This window comes from Sphingopyxis fribergensis (assembly GCF_000803645.1).
GTDB classification, from domain to species: Bacteria; Pseudomonadota; Alphaproteobacteria; order Sphingomonadales; family Sphingomonadaceae; genus Sphingopyxis; species Sphingopyxis fribergensis.
Map to the genome: position 1 here is coordinate 1075297 of NZ_CP009122.1, position 17332 is coordinate 1092628.

The 17332-nt window shown below is 65.0% G+C and carries 23 protein-coding genes; 4 read left to right on the forward strand and 19 right to left on the reverse strand.

Features of this window, described 5'->3' with window-relative positions; translation table 11 throughout:
• Positions 1–75 precede the first annotated feature (75 nt).
• The 11 genes from SKP52_RS05000 to SKP52_RS05050 all read right to left on the reverse strand — a co-directional run bounded on the left by SKP52_RS05000 (position 76) and on the right by SKP52_RS05050 (position 5542).
• The gene (locus tag SKP52_RS05000) at positions 76–522 is read right to left on the reverse strand and encodes a hypothetical protein (RefSeq protein ID WP_052207844.1); all 447 of its coding nucleotides are present in this window, start codon (positions 520–522) and stop codon (positions 76–78) included.
• A 61-nt stretch (positions 523–583) separates the two neighbouring features.
• A complete protein-coding gene (gloB, locus tag SKP52_RS05005) occupies positions 584–1312 on the reverse strand; it encodes a hydroxyacylglutathione hydrolase (protein WP_039572413.1) in 729 nt (242 codons plus the stop codon).
• 68 nt (positions 1313–1380) lie between these two features.
• Entirely contained in the window at positions 1381–1788 is a 408-nt protein-coding gene (locus SKP52_RS05010) for a VOC family protein (protein ID WP_187337284.1), read from the reverse strand.
• 10 nt (positions 1789–1798) lie between these two features.
• On the reverse strand, positions 1799–2236 hold the full coding sequence (locus SKP52_RS05015) for a VOC family protein (RefSeq protein WP_039572417.1): 438 nt from the start codon (positions 2234–2236) through the stop codon (positions 1799–1801).
• Positions 2237–2245: 9 nt separating this feature from the next.
• Positions 2246–2683, reverse strand: a complete 438-nt coding sequence (locus SKP52_RS05020) for an acyl-CoA thioesterase (RefSeq protein ID WP_039572420.1) — start codon at positions 2681–2683, stop codon at positions 2246–2248.
• 9 nt (positions 2684–2692) lie between these two features.
• On the reverse strand, positions 2693–3454 hold the full coding sequence (locus tag SKP52_RS05025) for an alpha/beta fold hydrolase (protein WP_039572423.1): 762 nt from the start codon (positions 3452–3454) through the stop codon (positions 2693–2695).
• Between the two features lie 57 nt (positions 3455–3511).
• Positions 3512–3766: a DUF6356 family protein gene (locus SKP52_RS05030; RefSeq protein WP_039572425.1), complete on the reverse strand. Its 255-nt coding sequence runs from the start codon at positions 3764–3766 to the stop codon at positions 3512–3514.
• A gap of 66 nt (positions 3767–3832) precedes the next feature.
• Positions 3833–4024, reverse strand: a complete 192-nt coding sequence (locus tag SKP52_RS05035; protein WP_039572427.1) for a helix-turn-helix transcriptional regulator — start codon at positions 4022–4024, stop codon at positions 3833–3835.
• Positions 4021–4629, reverse strand: a complete 609-nt coding sequence (locus SKP52_RS05040) for a hypothetical protein (protein ID WP_148309032.1) — start codon at positions 4627–4629, stop codon at positions 4021–4023. Before SKP52_RS05040 ends, SKP52_RS05035 begins: the two co-directional genes overlap by 4 nt.
• A 116-nt stretch (positions 4630–4745) precedes the next feature.
• Positions 4746–5123, reverse strand: coding sequence for a VOC family protein (locus tag SKP52_RS05045; protein ID WP_039572430.1), 378 nt, complete (start codon positions 5121–5123; stop codon positions 4746–4748).
• Entirely contained in the window at positions 5120–5542 is a 423-nt protein-coding gene (locus SKP52_RS05050) for a MerC family mercury resistance protein (protein ID WP_052207848.1), read from the reverse strand. The genes SKP52_RS05045 and SKP52_RS05050 overlap by 4 nt, the downstream gene beginning before the upstream one ends.
• Before the next feature lie 146 nt (positions 5543–5688).
• Here SKP52_RS05050 and thrS point away from each other — a divergent pair, with 146 nt between their 5' ends.
• Positions 5689–7695, forward strand: a complete 2007-nt coding sequence (thrS, locus tag SKP52_RS05055; protein ID WP_081997523.1) for a threonine--tRNA ligase — start codon at positions 5689–5691, stop codon at positions 7693–7695.
• The gene (locus tag SKP52_RS05060) at positions 7692–8453 is read left to right on the forward strand and encodes a sulfite exporter TauE/SafE family protein (protein ID WP_039572436.1); all 762 of its coding nucleotides are present in this window, start codon (positions 7692–7694) and stop codon (positions 8451–8453) included. The genes thrS and SKP52_RS05060 overlap by 4 nt, the downstream gene beginning before the upstream one ends.
• On the opposite strand, the gene SKP52_RS05065 is transcribed toward SKP52_RS05060, so the two are convergent.
• Positions 8450–10951 (reverse strand): ABC transporter permease, encoded by a 2502-nt coding sequence (locus SKP52_RS05065; RefSeq protein WP_039572439.1) that lies wholly within the window; start codon positions 10949–10951, stop codon positions 8450–8452. The two genes, SKP52_RS05060 and SKP52_RS05065, sit on opposite strands and share 4 nt — an antisense overlap.
• Before the next feature lie 157 nt (positions 10952–11108).
• Positions 11109–11810, reverse strand: a complete 702-nt coding sequence (locus SKP52_RS05070; protein ID WP_039572443.1) for an ABC transporter ATP-binding protein — start codon at positions 11808–11810, stop codon at positions 11109–11111.
• 16 nt (positions 11811–11826) lie between these two features.
• Between SKP52_RS05070 and SKP52_RS05075 the strand changes: the two genes are divergently transcribed.
• Positions 11827–12540, forward strand: a complete 714-nt coding sequence (locus SKP52_RS05075; protein WP_039572446.1) for an arylesterase — start codon at positions 11827–11829, stop codon at positions 12538–12540.
• Here the strand turns inward: SKP52_RS05075 and SKP52_RS05080 are convergent.
• The 4 genes from SKP52_RS05080 to SKP52_RS05095 form a co-directional block, all read right to left on the reverse strand.
• Positions 12537–12860: a YnfA family protein gene (locus SKP52_RS05080; protein WP_039572450.1), complete on the reverse strand. Its 324-nt coding sequence runs from the start codon at positions 12858–12860 to the stop codon at positions 12537–12539. The two genes, SKP52_RS05075 and SKP52_RS05080, sit on opposite strands and share 4 nt — an antisense overlap.
• Before the next feature lie 86 nt (positions 12861–12946).
• The gene (locus tag SKP52_RS05085; protein WP_039572453.1) at positions 12947–13405 is read right to left on the reverse strand and encodes an outer membrane protein; all 459 of its coding nucleotides are present in this window, start codon (positions 13403–13405) and stop codon (positions 12947–12949) included.
• 237 nt (positions 13406–13642) lie between these two features.
• Positions 13643–14887 carry a 23S rRNA (adenine(2503)-C(2))-methyltransferase RlmN gene (gene rlmN / locus SKP52_RS05090; RefSeq protein ID WP_039572456.1) on the reverse strand — a complete coding sequence of 415 codons (1245 nt, stop codon included), beginning with the start codon at positions 14885–14887 and terminating at the stop codon, positions 13643–13645.
• Positions 14888–15110: 223 nt separating this feature from the next.
• Complete coding sequence (locus tag SKP52_RS05095) at positions 15111–15854, reverse strand: SDR family oxidoreductase (RefSeq protein WP_039572458.1); 744 nt, start codon at positions 15852–15854, stop codon at positions 15111–15113.
• Positions 15855–15965: 111 nt separating this feature from the next.
• Here SKP52_RS05095 and SKP52_RS05100 point away from each other — a divergent pair, with 111 nt between their 5' ends.
• On the forward strand, positions 15966–16355 hold the full coding sequence (locus SKP52_RS05100) for a winged helix-turn-helix transcriptional regulator (RefSeq protein WP_039572461.1): 390 nt from the start codon (positions 15966–15968) through the stop codon (positions 16353–16355).
• 46 nt (positions 16356–16401) lie between these two features.
• On the opposite strand, the gene SKP52_RS05105 is transcribed toward SKP52_RS05100, so the two are convergent.
• Positions 16402–16725 carry an antibiotic biosynthesis monooxygenase family protein gene (locus tag SKP52_RS05105; RefSeq protein ID WP_039572466.1) on the reverse strand — a complete coding sequence of 108 codons (324 nt, stop codon included), beginning with the start codon at positions 16723–16725 and terminating at the stop codon, positions 16402–16404.
• Positions 16726–16943: 218 nt separating this feature from the next.
• Positions 16944–17273 (reverse strand): UrcA family protein, encoded by a 330-nt coding sequence (locus SKP52_RS05110; protein ID WP_039572468.1) that lies wholly within the window; start codon positions 17271–17273, stop codon positions 16944–16946.
• Positions 17274–17332: the final 59 nt, after the last annotated feature.

The following is a 17332-nucleotide window of genomic DNA, read 5'->3' on the forward strand; positions in this document are numbered from 1 at the left end:
CTGATGTAGCAGGCGGGGGTGCGACCCGAAGAGCTCGGCGCAAACCGGTCCCCGCCTGCGACTGAACCTAAAGGCTCAGCCTTTGTCCCCCGCCGGTTTGCGATAGGGGACGAATTCGCCAAAAACGCACGTCGGACCGCGAATCCCGCTCGACCGGTCGACCAGGTAGAAGAAATCGCCTTCGCAGGTCGACGACCCGAATTGGCGCACCACCATGATATCGCTGTCGCGGGCAAGACCCGGGCAACTACTCTTCAAGTCATTTCTATATACAAGATTGCCGCCAGAACGATAGAGCAAGATATTGTCCGACACACGAATAGTGTCATTACTTCGATAATTGGGCAGGCAGCGGACCGGTTCGCCTGGAACCTTGCCCGCAAGCTGCTTGTCGAGCCGTTCGGCCTGTTTTGGCGTCAGCGCTGCGGCGCCGGGCTCGCTCGAACCGGCGGGCGCGCAGCTTGCGACCAGCGGCGCGGCCGCGATCAATAGCGCGGCAGCCATCAGGTTCAGCTTCGCCATGAATATGCTCCTTGAAGTCGGCCATTATGGCCATGGCTGATGAATGGGCGCTGAAGCGGCATCAGGCCGCGTCCTTCAGCGCGCGGATGCGCCCGAGTTCGGCGGCGTTCGGCGCGCGCAAAAAAGGATTGGTCGCGCGCTCTTCGCCGATGCTTGTCGGCACCGTCGCCTCGCCCGCGGCGCGGGCGGACTCGACCGCGGCCAGCCGCGCGGCCAGCGCCACATTGTCGGGCTCGACCGTCACCGCGAACCGCGCGTTCGACAGCGTATATTCGTGCGCGCAATAAACGCGCGTCGTATCGTCGAGCGTGCCGAGTTTCTGCATGTTCGCGAACATCTGCTCGGCGGTGCCTTCGAACAACCGGCCGCAACCCATCGCGAACATCGTGTCACCGACGAAGATCGCGGCGTCGCTTGCGAAATGATAGGCGATATGCCCGGCGGTGTGCGCGGGCACGTCCCAGACGTCGGCGACATGATGACCGAGCCGCACCTTGTCGCCGCCCTTCACCTGCACATCGAGCGTCGGAATGCGCGCGAACTCCGCCGCCGGGCCGGTGATCGTACAGCCGGTGGCGTCCTTGATCGCGGCATTGCCGCCGGTATGGTCGGGATGCCAGTGGGTGTTCCAGATGTCGGTGATCGTCCAGCCGCGTTCCGCCGCTGCGGCGAGCACGGGCTCGGCCACCGCGGGATCGACGACCATCGTCGCACCGCTTTCGGGATCGTGGACCAGCCAGACATAATTGTCGCTGAGGACGGGAATACGGACGATGTCCAGCGCAGCCATGATATCTCCTTTCCAGCGTCTCGCCCCTTCAAGACGGAGCGGACACCAGCGGGCCTTGGTTCGCCTGTTCAAGTCAGCAGCGCGCCATAGCCCTGCGCGTTGAACTCGATCAGGCAGAATCCGTTGCCGAAGGGATCGGCGAACATCGCCTGTCTGCCATAGGGCAGGTCCAATGTCTCGCCTTCCTGCACCGCGCCCGCGGCCAAAGCCCGGGCGACCGCGCTGCCGAGGTCGTCGACCGAAAAGTCGGGATGCACCGGCGTCCAGTGCCGGTTGTAGCGGCGAAAATCGCCGCCGCCGGGACCGATCGCCGTCCCCGCGCGCTTGACGATCAGATAAAGGGGTGCCTCGCATCCGGTCAGTTCGACAATATCTTCGTCGAACCGCCGCGCCGCGGTCAATCCCAGCGCGCTCGTGTAGAAACGCTCAGCGGCAGCAAGGTCGGGCACGTCGATGTTGATCAACAGGCCCGGCACCCTTCGGCTCCTACCAGGCGCCGGTATTGGGCATCGAGGCCCAGGGTTCCTGCGGCGGCAGATGGCCTTCCTGCAACAGCTCGACCGAAATGCCGTCGGGCGAGCGAACGAACGCCATATGGCCGTCGCGCGGCGGGCGGTTGATCGTCACCCCGGCGTCCATCAGCCGCTGGCACGTCGCATAGATATCGTCGACCCTGTACGCGAGATGCCCGAAATTGCGGCCACCGGTATAGTCCTCGGGCGCGCTGCCGTCCGCGGGCGGCCAATTATAGGTCAGTTCGACCTCGGCCACATCGCCCTGTCCGGGCGCGGCGAGAAAGATCAACGTGTAGCGGCCCTTCTCGTCGTCGAAACGGCGCGTTTCCTCCAGCCCGATCAGCTTGAAGAAGCGGGCGGTGGCGTCGGGATCCGACACGCGGATCATCGTGTGAAGATATTTGATCATCCGCCTATATTAGGCACGAAGGGCCCGCTCTTCAAATGCTTCGAACAGGAATAGGAATTCGTCGGGCACCGGGGCCGGCGCGCCCTGCGCTTCGGCGACATGGACATAGATCAGCTGTCCGTCAGCGCGCAGATCGTCTTTCCCCGCGCCGTGGAGTTCGAACAAATAGGTCATCGAACTGGTGCCGACGCGCGATGCGCGCACGCAAATGTCGATTTCCTCGTCGAGCAGGATCGGCGCGCGATAATTGACCTCGGCGCGCGCGACGTGGAATTCGGGGCTGCTGTGCGCCGGCCAGCGGTCGTATACGCCGACGCCGCGCCAATATTCGGTGATCCCGATGTCGAAATATTCAAGGTAACGGCTGTTGAACACCACCGCCTGCGCATCGATCTCGGCATAGCGGACGCGCTTCCTGACGCTGAATTTGAAATCGCTACGAGCCATGATGATCCTCTAGTTCGTCGCGAGCCGCGCGACGGTGTCGATCAGCAGCGCGATGTCGGTATCGCGCGACAGGCGGTGGTCGCCGCCCTTGACCAGCGTCACCTGCACATCGTCGCTTGCCAACGCCGCCGACAGCCGCAGGCTGATGTCGGACGGCACATCGCCATCCTCCTCGCCGTGGAGCAGGCGGACGGGGCAGGTGAGGGGGATTTTGGTGTCGAGCAGCAGGTTCGCTTCGCCCGACTGAAGGAAACCGCGCGTCGTCATATAGGGCTGGTCGCTGTACGGCGTCTCTTCGACCAGCGCGCCCTCGGCAATGATGATTGCTTTCTCGGCGTCGCTGAAACCCCAGTCGGTAAAATCGGGCGCCGCCGCGATCCCGACGAGTCCGGCCACGCGGCCCGGCCCGTCGCGCTGCACCAGCGCCAAGGCGGTGAGCAGCATCAGCCACCCGCCCATCGACGATCCGACGATGACGACCGGCCCCTCGGCCTTTGCATCGACCAGGTCGAGCACATCGCCGCGCCAGTCGAGCAAGGTCTGATCGGCGAACGATCCGTCCGACAGGCCGCACCCGGCATAGTCGAGCAGCAGGCACGCTTGCCCCTCGGCGGCGGCCCAGTCGAACAGCGCCGTCGCCTTGCCCCCCGCCATGTCGGACATATAGCCCGGCAGGAAGACGATCGTGGGACCATTGCCCGGGGTATGGCGATAGGCGAGCCGCGGGCGGCCCGAACGCTCGAGATAATCGGGGGCGGCGGGTTCAGTCATTCTCTACCTTCGCTCGATGCGAACGGGGTTTAGGCGAACCGGCACGGCGCACCGGGATCAGATGACCCAGTCGATCGTGCTCATCTGCATCACGGCCTGCCCCTTGGCGCGCCGCTGTTCGACCATGATATGGTTCAGCCGCTTGATCGTGTCGCTGCCGGTGGTGATGCACCAGCCGGGAACGACTGCGTGAACGAGCGCGCAAAGACCGCCATAGATCATCGTCACGCCGAATTTCGACGCGACGCCGAAATGCTCGATGTAATTTTCATCGACGCTCTTCGGATGGTCGACGAACAGGCGCTTGAACATGGGGACGGCTCCTTTCCGGCTCGCTGTCGCCCTAGCGGGGCGGGGGCGGGGGAGCAAGGTTGCCGGTCAGTCGCGGAGGAAAATCTCTTCGATCCGCATGTCGAACAGTTCTGCGATGCGAAAGGCGAGGGGAAGCGACGGGTCATATTTACCGGTCTCGATCGCATTGACCGACTGGCGCGACACCTCGAGTCGATCGGCGAGGTCCTGCTGGCTCCAGTCGCGCTCCGCGCGGAGGACCTTCAACCGGTTCTTCATGTCCGGCCCGCGCGCCGTTCGGCCGACGTCATGATCATCTGGCCCAGTCCCAGGCCAATCGCCCAGACCGGCACCACCCACCAGGCGGGCACATGCGGGGCGACGCCGAAGGTTTCCAGAAAGCCCCATAGCGTTCCGGCCAGAAGGACAAGCGCGAGGCCGATCAGGGCGGCGCTGGTCTGTCGATATCGCAGATATTCATCCTCTTCCTCGACCACATAACGGGCGAGCGTCCACACGAAGAAGATCATCGGCACCGACGGCAGGACGGCGATCCCCCACAGCAGGGCGCCTTGCGGGTGGAGATAGTTGCGAACGGTCATCGCTATGCCCAGACACAGGACATAACCGAGGGACCAGATCAACATGCGCCGATTATATCGCCGTGTCGCCGGCGACAGCGCGCCTGCGGCGGCTTGCCGATTGTTCGCCGCCTTTGTCAGTGGAAAGAGAAACAGCGTCGCCGCTGCGACAAACGGTAGCGACCGCCAGCCGCCCAGAAGGCCGCGATGCTCGGCAAAGGCGATAGCGCACATCGCCAGCGCAAAGGCGGCCGCCCACAAGCCAGGCTGGCGACCCGAGAAGCCCGTTCCAATTTTTGTCATCTTTTCGGGCATATCAAACTTCCTTATCTGATAGACAAGTTAGCTTTACATGTTCGCCGCCACGAAGTCAACTAACATTGACATAATGACAAGCTCGCTAGCAGAGAGCTGCCGCTTTATTCCATCAGCCGGCTCGGCCATCCGACGCGCACCAGCGTCTCGTCGGGATCGGACAGCGCGAACTCATACATGCCCCATGGCTTGTGCGTCGGCGCCTTGACGGGGCCCAGGATCGCATCGCGGACGGCCCCGGCAAGGTCGGCGACGCGTTCGGTATAAAGGTAAAGCCCAAAGGGATTCTGGTCGCGCTCGGGCCATGTCGGTTGCGACTCGTTGGTCAGGTGAAGCTGCCACCCCTTGCCATCCTCGAGCAGGCGGTAGCTGCCATAGTCGCTGACGACCGACAGGCCGAGCTTCTCATAGAAAGCGGTGCTGGCGTCGAGGTCGCTGCACGGCAGGATCGCGGCGATGCTATGCGGCGGGGCGTCGTTCATGCCGCCAGTCTATGCCCGCCGCCGCGATGACGCCAGCGCCAGTTAACGAGGTGTGCGGCGGCGAGCGTAAGCGCGCCAACCGAGGTCAGCAGGCGGTCGGCGGCCTCGGGATCGCCGGTAGCGATCCAGCCTTCATGCGCGGACAGGCCCAGTGCAAGCAGTCCCAGCCCCGCGACCGCGAGCATGGCGGGCATGATCCGCCGATGCCGCCGCCACCCATCGCGCATCGCGATCGCCGCTGCGGGCAGGGCGAGCAGCAGGATCGCCGCATGAACCCCCTCGGGCAGCGCGATCCAGCGGCTGAGTGCGGGGGCCAGAAGAAGGAGCAGGGGCAGGGCGAGGCAATGGATCAGGCAGGTGAACGACAGGAGTATCCCCGTCAGGTCGGCAAGGCGCGGGCGCGCGGCGGGGAGGCACATGGCGTTTCTTTCGCGGGAGGGGCTCCGATGCCAGATAATGATACATTATATCATTGCAAGTCCTGTTGTGAATCCGCCCCTTGCCGCCCATATCGCATGCTGGCAAAGGGGCGCTGTTTTACCCCGCCAGAAAGGCCAGTTTTTCGATGTCCCAGATGATCCGTGTCACCCTTCCCGATGGCTCTGCCCGTGAAGTCGTGCGCGGCACGACCGCGGCTGAGATCGCGGCCGACATCGGCCCCGGTCTCGCGAAGGCCGCGCTTGCCGCGAAGATCGACGGCGAACTGCGCGACATCATGCGCCCGCTCGAGGAAGACACGAACCTGTCGCTGGTGACGAGCCGCGACGAGGCCGACGCGCTCGAACTCTTCCGCCACGACTATGCTCACGTCCTTGCCGAGGCGGTGCAGAACCTGTTTCCGGGAACGCAGATCACTTTCGGTCCGTCGACCGGCGACGGCTTCTATTACGACTTCGCGCCGACTGCCGAACATGGCCCGTTCCGCGACGACGAACTGCCGCTGATCGAAGAAGAGATGCGCAAGATCATCGCCGCCGACCTGCCGCTGACGCGCGAAGTGTGGGAGCGCGACAAGCTGATCGCCAAATGGGCGGCCGAGGGCGAGAGCTTCAAGGCCGAATGGGCCGCCGAGCTGCCGCAGGGCGAAGAGCTGACGGTCTACCGTTCGGGTGACGGCTGGATGGACATGTGCCGCGGCCCGCACCTCGCCTCGACGGGCAAACTCGACCCCGCCGCGTTCAAGCTGACGCGCGTGTCGGGCGCTTATTGGCGCGGCGACCAGAAGAATGCACAGCTCAGCCGCATCTACGGCACCGGCTGGCTCAACAAGAAGCAGCTCGCCGAACATCTCGTCCGGCTGGAGGAGGCCGCGAAGCGCGACCATCGCAAGATCGGCCGCGAGATGGACCTGTTCCACCTGCAGGAAGAAGCGCATGGCAGCGTCTTCTGGCACCCCAAGGGCTATCGCATCTACCGCGAGCTCGAGGCCTATATGCGCCGCGCGATCGACGGCGCGGGCTATCAGGAGGTCAAGACCCCGCAGGTGATGGACGCTAAGCAGTGGGAGCAGTCGGGCCACTGGGGCAAATATCGCGCAAATATGTTCGTCATCCCCGACGAGGTGCCGAACATCGAGAATGAAGGCCCGCTGGTGTCGGACGACGCCGAGTGGATGGCATTGAAGCCGATGAACTGCCCCGCGCACGTCCTGATCTTCCGTCAGGGGATGAAGTCGTATCGCGACCTGCCGCTGCGCATGGCCGAAATGGGCTGTTGCCACCGCAACGAGCCGCACGGCGCGCTGCACGGGATCATGCGCGTGCGCCAGTTCACGCAGGACGACGGCCATATCTTCTGCCGCGAGGATCAGATCGTCGAAGAGGTCCGCGATTTCTGCGCGCTGCTCGACCGCGTCTACAAGCAGCTCGGCTTCGAAAAATATGCGGTGAAGCTCGCGCTGCGCCCCGACATGCGCTTTGGCACCGAAGAGATGTGGGACAAGGCCGAGGCCGAACTGCGCGAAGCCGTCGAACGCGCCGGCATGGCGACCGAGGAATATGGCTGGGAAGAACTTCCGGGCGAGGGCGCTTTTTATGCGCCCAAGCTCGAATTCCACCTGACCGACGCGATCGGCCGGACGTGGCAGTGCGGGACGATCCAGTCCGACCGCGTGATGCCCGAACGCCTCGACGCGAGCTACATCGGCGAGGATGGCGAGCGCCACCGTCCGGTGATGCTCCACCGCGCGATCCTCGGCACGTACGAGCGCTTCATCGGCATTTTGATCGAACATTTCGCCGGCCGCTTCCCGACCTGGCTCGCGCCGGTGCAGGCGGTCGTCGCGACGATCGTGTCGGACGCCGACGACTATGCCAAGGACGCGGTGGCACAGCTCACCGCCGCGGGCATCCGCGCCGAAATCGACGTTCGCAACGAAAAGATCAATTACAAGGTCCGCGAACACAGCCTCGCCAAGGTTCCCTACCTGCTCGTCGTCGGCAATCGCGAGGCCGAGGAAGGCACCGTCGCGATCCGCACCCTCGGCCAGGACGGCCAGCGCATCATGCCGCTCGCCGAAGCGATCGCGATGCTGAAGGCTGAGGCGACCCCGCCGGATCTCCGCGCCGGGTGACGAGCCTTTCGCAGCTGGTCGGCATCGCCCCGCTAACGCTCGCCGGCGCGGCGGCGATGACGTTCGGCGCCGCCTATGTGCGCGGGCTCACCGGCTTCGGCATGGCGATCATCCTCGTGCCGTTGCTTGGCCTCATCATCGCGCCGGGCGAGGCGGTGGTGCTCGGTATCCTGCTGCAATTGCTGATCGGGCCGGTGGGTTTGAAAGTCATCATGGCCGACGCCGACCGCAGCACCGCCATGCCCATCGCCTTGCTCGCGATGCTGGCGACCCCGGCGGGAATGTTCGCGCTCGATGCGGCGACGCCCGACGTCGCGCGGCTGCTCATCACGCTGATCGCGGTCGGTGCCTTTGTTGCCGTTCTGCTACCGAAACAGCCCGAGGGGCACCGGCCGGGGCGCATCGCGATCGCGGGGACGGGCATCACCTCGGGTATCCTCACCGGCTTTGCTGCCATGCCCGGCCCGCCGGTCGTGCCTTTCTACCTTCGCCGGCACCTCGAACCGAAAGTCGCGCGCGCGTCGATGATGCTGATCTTCTTCGCGACCGCGATCGCGGGCACGCTCGCCGCGCTCTGGGTCGGCATCGCGACCTGGCGGCTCTTCATCCTGGCGCTGGTTCTCTTCCCGCCGATGTGGCTCGGCAACCGGATCGGCGGCCGCCATTTCGGTAGCGTCGCGCCGCACGTCTGGCAGGCGATGGTCGCGGTCGTGCTCGGCGTCGCGGCGGTCTCGGCGGTGGTGCGAATACTGACCTAAAGGCTGCGCAGCGCCTGCGCGGGTTTCGCCGAAAGCAAGGGCCAGCTCCCCGCGATCCCGATCAGGAACGACAGGCCCGCGCCGCCGATCAACGTCGCGCCGACGATCAGCGGGTCGGGCGCGAAGTCGAATTCGAACAGCTGGGTCACGACATACCAGGCGCTCGCAAGGCCCAAAGCCAGCGCGAGCACTGCAAGAATGAGCGCGAGCACTGCATATTCCATACCTTGCGCGCCGAGGATCTGGCCCCGCGTGGCGCCGAGCAGCTTCAGGATCACGCTGTCGTAAACGCGCCGCTCGCGGCTCGCCGCAATCGCGCCGATCAGCACCGCGATCCCTGCGAGGATCGCGATGCTCGCCGCTGCCGCAATCGCCTGGCTCATCTGGGTCAGCAGCGTCGTCACCTGCGACACGACATCGCGCACCGCGATCAGCGACGCCGACGGGAAGGCGCGCGGGATGCTGCGCGACAGGGTGGTTTCGGCCTCAGGACCGACGGCCACCGTCGCGACCATATTATGCGGCGCGGCGTCGAAAGTGCCGGGTGAAAAGACGAGCACATAGTTGAGCCCGAAATTGTCCCAGTTGACGGTGCGGAAGGAGGCTACCTTCGCCTGCACCTCGACCCCCAGCACATTGACCGACAGCGTGTCGCCAATCTTGAGCCCGAGCGACGTCGCAACCTCCTGCTCGACGCTGACCAAGGGCTGTCCCTTGTAATCGGCCGCCCACCACTGGCCGCCGACGAGTTCGCTGCCGTTCGGCAGCACCGGACTGTACGTCAGCCCGCGGTCGCCGCGCAGCACCCATGCGCCCTCGGGCAATTCGGCCAGCTCGTCGACGCGCTGTCCACGAAACTCGGTGACGCTGCCGCGCAGCGCGGGGATCATGTTGATCTCAGCCTTGCTGTCCGCCCCCTTCACCATCGTCTGAAAGCGCGCGGTCTCAGTGCGCGGCACATCGAGCACAAAAAAGCTAGGCGCGCGCTGCGGCACGGTCGACCGGATTTCAGCGGTGATGCTTGTCTGGATCGCGGCGAGCGTGACGAACAGCGTGAGGCCCAACCCGAGCGCGACGACGAGCGCGCCGGTCGCGGCGCCGGGGCGGTGCAGGTTCGCGAGCGCGAGGCGGAACAGCGGGCGTTTCGGTCGCGGCAGGCGGCTTGCGGTGCGGCGCACCAGCCAGCCGAGCCCGACGAGGATGAGCAGCAGCCCGATCGCTGCCCCGATGAAACTCAAGGCGAACAGAGGCTCGCGCGCGGTGCCGACCGCCAGCGCGATGATCGCGGCCAGCGCCGCGGCGACCGCGATGACCGTCTGCCGGTCGATCCGCGCCGCGCCGCTCACCGTCGCGCGATAGAGCCCGGCGGCGGGGACGTGCCGCGTCGCCGCTAGTGGGGGCAGGGCAAAGGCGATGGCGATGAGCAGGCCGTAGGCCGCGCTGACCGCAAGCGGCAGCGGATAGATGGCGACGCCCGGTTTGACGGGCAGCACATCGCCCGCAATCGCACCGATGATTGCGGGCGCGAGCGCCCCGACGATCAGGCCCGCGACGATCGACACCGCCGCGACCGCAAGGATCTGCAATCCATAGATACGTGCCACCGTGCCGCTGTCAGCGCCGAGCACCTTCAGCGTCGCCAGACCGGGGCGCTTGCCCGCAAGATAGCTCGCGACGCCGTTGCCGACGCCGATCCCCGCGATCACCAGCGCGGCGAGCCCGACAAGCGAAAGAAATTGCCCCATGCGCTCGATGAAGCGCCGCGTGCCGGGCGCGCCGTTGCTGCTGTCGGTGATGTCCCAGCCCGCGTCGGGGAATTCGGCGGTCAGCGCCTTGCCGACCGCCTCGGGGTTCGCGCTGTCGGGCAGGCGGACGCGATATTTGCTCTCGTATAGGCTGCCGGGCTGGATCAGCTGCGTCGCCGGCAGGTCGGCGAGGCCGATGATCGCGACGGGGCCGAGCGTGAAGCCTTCGCCCAGCCGGTCGGGCTCTTCGGCAATGACGCCGTCGATCAGGAAACTCGTCTCGCCGAACTTGACGCGTTCGCCGACCTTGAGGTCGAGCCGTGAGACGAGATCCTTGCCGATCCAGATCCCGCCCGGCGGCGGCGGCCCTTTGCGTACACCGCTCTCTAATCGCATCGTGCCGTAGAGCGGATAGGCGCCATCGACTGCCTTCAGCTCGGACAGCAAAGCCTCGCCATCGGGATCGTTCGCCATCGCGCGCAGCCGCACGGTGGCCGACGGCGTGCCGACGCGGCGGAATCCCGCCATCTCCTCTGCCGTCGCTTCGCGCTGCGGCAGGCTGAATTCGACATCGCCGCCGAGGATCGTCTGGCCGCGCACTTCGAGTTCGGAGGTGATACCGCGCGTCAGGCTGCCGATCGCCGCGAGCGTCGCGACTCCGAGGAACAGGCAGACTGCGAGCAGGCGAAGTCCCCGGATGCGCGTCGCAAGGTCACGGCGCGCGATCCGCCAGAGCGTGGCGAGGGGAAGCATCAACAAATCCTCCCTGTCGCGCAGCGATGGGGAGGGGGACCGCCCGCAAAGCGGGTGGTGGAGGGGCAGTGACGCCAGCGCCAACGCCCCTCCGTCAGCGGCTGCGGCGCTGCCACCTCCCCATGGCTGCGCGACAGGGAGGATGGGTTAGCCGCGCTCACGCCGCCCGTTCCTCGATCTTGCCATCGTGCATCACCACCACTCGGTCGCAATGCTGGGCGAGTTCGGGGTCGTGGGTGATGATGAGCAAAGTTGCGCCCAACGCGGCGCGGCGCGCGAAGATCAGTTCGATGATCGCCTGCCCGGTCGCGGTGTCGAGATTGCCCGTCGGCTCGTCGGCAAAAATGATCGCGGGCGAACTCGCCATCGCGCGCGCGATCGCGACGCGCTGCTGCTCGCCGCCCGACAGCTGCGCGGGATAGTGGGTGAGCCGATGGCCCAGCCCGACGGCTTCAAGTTCGGCGGCGGCACGGCCGAACGGGTCGGCGATCCCGGCGAGTTCGAGCGGCACCGCGACATTTTCGAGCGCGGTCATCGTCGGCAGCAGGTGGAAGGCCTGCAACACGATACCGATCCGCCCACGCCGCGCACGCGCCAGATCATCCTCGTCCATCGTCGCAAAATCGAGCCCCGCGACGCGGATGCTGCCGCCGTTCGCGCGCTCGAGCCCCGCCAGCACCGCCATCAACGAACTTTTCCCCGATCCCGACGGGCCCAGCAGCGCAACCGAAGTGCCCGCGGGCACCTCCAGATCGACGCCGCGCAAAATTTCGACAGGGGCCTTGTCGCTTCCGAGCGTGAGCGTCACATTATGGGCGGCGATCGCCAGGTCTGGCGAAGGTCGAGGCGCGTCGGTCAAGAAGGGACCCTTTGAAATGAGAACGGCCGGATGGCGCTCTTTGTTGATATATGGTTGCGCAATTGCGCTTTGCCAACCGCTCGCCGCATGCGGATCGGCGGAAAACCCGTCGGCTTCGACCAACGACAAGGTCGCGGCGAAAGCCGCGCCCGCGATTCCCGCCAACGCGCCGCTCGTGATCGCCTTTGGTGACTCGCTATACGCGGGCTACCAGCTCGGCCCGAAGGAAGGGCTCGCGCCGCAATTGCAGGCCGCCCTTGCCGACGACGGCGTCGTTACGCGCGTCCAGAATGCCGGCGTGTCGGGCGATACCACCGCCGCGGGACGCCAGCGCCTGACCTATGTGCTCGACAATTCGAAGGCCAAGCCCGCACTCGTCGTCCTCGGTCTCGGCGGCAACGACATGCTACGCGGCATCGGCCCCGACCAGACGCGCGCCAATCTCGACGCGATGCTCGCCGAACTTCGGAAGCGCAAGATTCCGGTGCTCCTCACCGGCATGATGGCCGCGCCCAATCTCGGCAGCGACTATGCGAAGAAGTTCAACCCCATCTATCCCGAGCTCGCGTCGAAATATGAGGCCAGCTTCTACCCCTTCATCCTCGACAATGTCGTGACTGACAAAGCGCTGATGCTCGGCGACAATATGCACCCCAATGCCAAGGGGGTGAAGGTCGTCGCCGAGGGGCTGGCGCCGCTCGTCGAACAGGCGCTGCCGAACGCGGGCTAGCTCCCCCGCGGCCCGAACAGGATGATCGCCGCGCCGCCGAGGCACATGGCGGCGCCGATCAGATCCCAGCGGTCGGGCTTCGCACCCTCGACCGCCCACAGCCAGATCAGCGCCGAGACGATATAGACCCCGCCATAAGCGGCATAGGTGCGCCCCGCATGCTCGGCATCGACCAGCGTGAGCAACCACGCGAACAGCGCCAGCGACGCCATCCCGGGCACAATCCACCACACCGACTTGTCCAGCCGCAGCCACGCCCAGAAGGCGAAGCAGCCCGCGATTTCGGCCAGCGCCGCCCCGATATATGCGAATGCCGTCATCGGCCTAGCGTGCCCGGACCGCGGGCAAAAGAAAAGGGGCGACCCGCAGGCCGCCCCTCTCTTTTCGTTTCGCTGTTCCGAAAGGATCAGAAAGCGAAGCCGACGCCAGCGACGAACGTGTCGAAGTCGCCGAAGTTCTCGATGAACTGGTGACGATATTCACCCTTGGCGTAGATGTTCTGGCCCAGCTTGTGCTGATAGCCGGCACCGACATACGGATCGTCGACGTCGCCAAAGGTGTAGCCGCCGGTCACATAAGCCTTGCCAGCGGAGCCCACTTTGGCGCCGAGGCGGCCACCGGACGAGAACTGGACGTTTGCGCCGTCGACGAGGACCTTGTCGCCCGCGATTTCGGCACCGACGAAGGCCGTGCTGCCGAGGTCGAAGTCATAACCCGCTGCGAGGCCGGCCGTGCCTTCGTCCTGGCCATTGCCGGTGATCAGGCCGCCACGAACTTCCACGCGGCCTTCGCCGGCGGGGGCTGCGAGTGCGGGGGTTGCAACGATGGCCGTCAGGAGAGCGGCTGCAACTGCGAATTTCTTCATTTTGTTTTCCTTCTGCTTTTAATCAGCCACGCCCTTTGGGTCGCGACGCCCCCTAAATGGGGCTCGCGGCTGTCGCTGCAATGAACGGATCGTTCAGAATATGACAATTTTCTTACCTGTGTTATTTTTACCACACGGTATAGAATAGGTATGCGGCCCCGAGCCGCCAAAATTGGCGGATAACTGCGGCTATATTGTCAGGTAGTCGCTGCCCTGCAGGGCGCAGGCTCGTCTGGATTAGCCCAGCGCGACCTGTTTTTCCTCGGCGATGCGGTCGAGTTCGGCACGTGTCGGCTTGGTCGCCGCGCTCTTGAGCTGCCCGCACGCCGCCATGATGTCGCGCCCGCGCGGGGTGCGCACCGGCGCTGAAATCCCGGCCTTGAAAATCAGGTTGCTGAACGCCTTGACCCGCTCGGGCGACGAACATTCATACATCGCGCCGGGCCAGGGGTTGAAGGGGATCAGGTTCACCTTCGCGTGCAGGCCATATTCGCGGATCAGCCGGACAAGCTCGCGCGCATCGTCGTCGCTGTCATTCTTGTCCTTCAGCATCACATATTCGAACGTGATGCGCCGCGAATTGCCCGCACCGGGATAATCGGCGCATGCCTTCAGCAATTCGTCGATGCCATATTTCCGGTTGAGCGGCACGATCTCGTCGCGCACCTCCTTGCTCACGGCATGGAGCGAGACGGCGAGGTTGACGCCAATCTCTTCGCCCGCGCGCGCCATCATCGGCACCACGCCGCTCGTCGACAGCGTGATCCGCCGCCGCGAAAGCGCAAGCCCGTCGCCGTCCATGACGATCTTGAGAGCGCCCTTGACCTCGTCGAAATTATACAGCGGCTCGCCCATCCCCATCATCACGATGTTGGTCAGGATGCGGCCGTCGGCGGTGTAATTGCCGCCCTCTTCGTCATCGTCGTCCTCGGGATCGGGTCCGAAACCCGCCATCGTGCCCTTGGGCCATTCGCCGAGTTCGTCGCGCGCCAGCATCACCTGTCCGACGATCTCGCCCGCGGCGAGGTTGCGGACGAGGCGCATCGTGCCGGTGTGGCAGAAACGGCAATTGAGCGTGCAGCCGACCTGGCTCGAAACGCACAGCGTTCCCCGATCGGCGTCGGGGATGAAGACCATCTCATATTCCTGGCCGTCGGCGGCGGCGAGCAGCCATTTGCGCGTGCCGTCGCTCGACACCTGCGCCTCGCGCACCGTCGGGCGGCCGATGATGAAACGGTCGGTCAGCCACGGGCGCATCGACTTCGCGATATCGGTCATCGCCTCGAAATCGGTGACGCCGCGGTGGTACATCCAGTGCCAGATCTGCTTGGCGCGCAGCTTCGCGGCCTTGGCGTCGAGACCCGCCTCGACCAGCACGCCGCCGATCGCGTCGCGCGTCAGCCCGATCAGGTCGATGCGGTTGCCGCCGCGCAAGGGAACGGTGCCCGTCGTAACGGGGTCGATATGGCCGGGAATCTGCATGATGGGCGGCCATATAGTGGGGACGGGCGAAAAGCGCAATTGTGCGTGATTTATCCTCTCTGCGGCGAAGCCGTGGGGAGGGGGACCGCCGCCGCAGGCGGTGGTGGAGGGGCAGCGACGTCGCAGGCGGTGGTGGAGGGGCAGCGACGTCGCGCCATTGCCCCTCCGTCAGCGCTTCGCGCTGCCACCTCCCCATCGCTGCGCGACAGGGAGGATCGAGCAACTACAGCGACTTCAGCATCGCCAGCACCTGCGGCACGCTCCCGTTCGCCTCGGCATTGCGCAGCGGCAGGACATTCTGCACCAGGATTTCGTGAGGTGTCGGCTCGATCGCGAACAAGGAAATCACCTCGTCGGCGAACTCATCGAGCGGCATATAACCGTCGCGCGTCGACTGGCCGGGGGTCAGGTCGGTGCGCACCGCGGGCGGCGCCAGCTCGATCACTTCGACCTTGCCGGCAAGCTGGATGCGCAAAGCGACCGAATAGCTGTGCATCGCCGCCTTGGTCGCCGAATAGGTCGGCGCCTTCGGCAACGGCACGAACGCCAGCCCCGAGGTGACGTTGACAATCGCCGCGCCGTCCTGCGCCGCCAGATGATCGACCAGCGCATCGGTCAGCCGGATCGGGCCAAGAATGTTGGTCACGACGGTCGCCTCCGCCTGCGCCAGGTCACGCTTCGCGCTTACATCCTCGGCGCTCATGATGCCGGCATTGTTGACCAGCACATTGAGGTCCGGGAATTTCGCGACGATATCCTTGGCAAAGGCTGCGATCGCGTCGGCATCGGTGACGTCGAGCGCCATCGCCGACATGTTCGGCCGCCCTGCGATGGCCGCTTCCAGCTTCGCCGCGTTACGCCCCGTGACGATGACATTGTTGCCCGCATCGTGCCAACGCTGCGCGAGCGCCAGCCCGATGCCCGAACCGCCGCCGGTGACGAGGATGGTGTTGCCTATGGTCTTCATATTTGCTCCTTTGGGGTGGTGAGAAGGCCCAGATACTCCTATACTCTCCAATAGAAAGTAGGCACCCGAAAGTGCCATAGTTACCCGAAAGAGAGATTTGGATTTTCCGCCATGCCCGCACCTGAAAAAATCACTTATGATCCGAATGCGCCGGTCGATCCGCGCGTCGAAACGCTCGTCAACGAACTGATCGGCCGAGTCGCCGACAAATGGACCCTACTCGTTCTCGAGGAGCTGGAGGACCACGGAACGTGCCGCTTCACTGAGTTGTCGCGCCGCGTGCCCGGCATCAGCCAGAAAATGCTGACGCAGACGCTGCGCCAGATGGAGCGCGACGGGCTGGTGGTGCGGACGGTGCATCCGGTGGTGCCGCCCAAGGTCGAATATTGCCTGACCGAATTGGGGCACAGCCTCGGCGAAGCCTTCTGCGGTGTCTGGGTCTGGGCTGAAGCCAATCTGGAAAAGGTGGCACGAGCACGAATGGCGTTCGACGCTCGGTGAGGGTCAGCCGAATTTCCGATCGTCGGAAACGACCATTAGCGGACGTTCAAAGCGGAGGGGATTTTTCATCCGTCGTTTTCGAGCGGAACTCGCCAACCACCTCATACATGCCGGGATCAAATGTGGCGAATGACAGGGCTTCTTCGAGATATGGGCGCGGGGCTGGGTCTTGGCGCATGGCCTCATAGTCGGCGAGGCTGGCCCATTTAGCGTACATGGTGACCTTGCTGCCGTCTGTGCTGCGATGAAGGGTCGACGAAATGAACCCAGGCGCCTTGCTGACGATCTCGCCCGTGACCTTGGTCAATATATCGACCAATCGCTGTTGGTCGGAACGATCGACTTGAAAGACATTGATGAAGACAATCACGGCGTTCCAACCTGGACGAAAAAAAGCGAATCGATCATACGAGAAGTAGGGTCGATTGACGCAGAGGCAACTGCCGTTTTCCACCCCAAAGCCACCGTTTCGCGACGAACGGACTTACCAACCTTCGGACGGAGCTGAATCCAATATAAAGCCGGGACCATGATCGTGCCCGAATCATGGCCCCGGCTTTGACGGACCCTGCAACTTGGGTCCGCCGATCAGTTGCGGATTGAGCTGACCTGGATCAGCTGGCCCTGCGCAGCATTGGCGACCACCACTTCGGCCTGCGCCGAAGCAAGGGCCCGCGTATCGCGGCGGCACTGCCGCACGTCATTCTTGCCCGCGATATCGAAATCGGGGGCGGTGCCGCACACTTCCACGACGGCGCGCCAGATGCGGCGGTCGAGCGCCCTGGTGCCGGCCGCAGTCCGCAGGTCGAGGTCCTTGTGCGCCACGGCAACGCTCGGGTTCGCGGGGGCGGTTTGCGCCGATGCGGGCTGGCCGATCGATACGGCAGCGAGGGCGGCGAGGATCAGAAGCTTTTGCATCTTGTTTCTCCATCGTCCGGCTGAGGAGGGGAGGAAGCCGGTAGACCGGAGATAGGCGA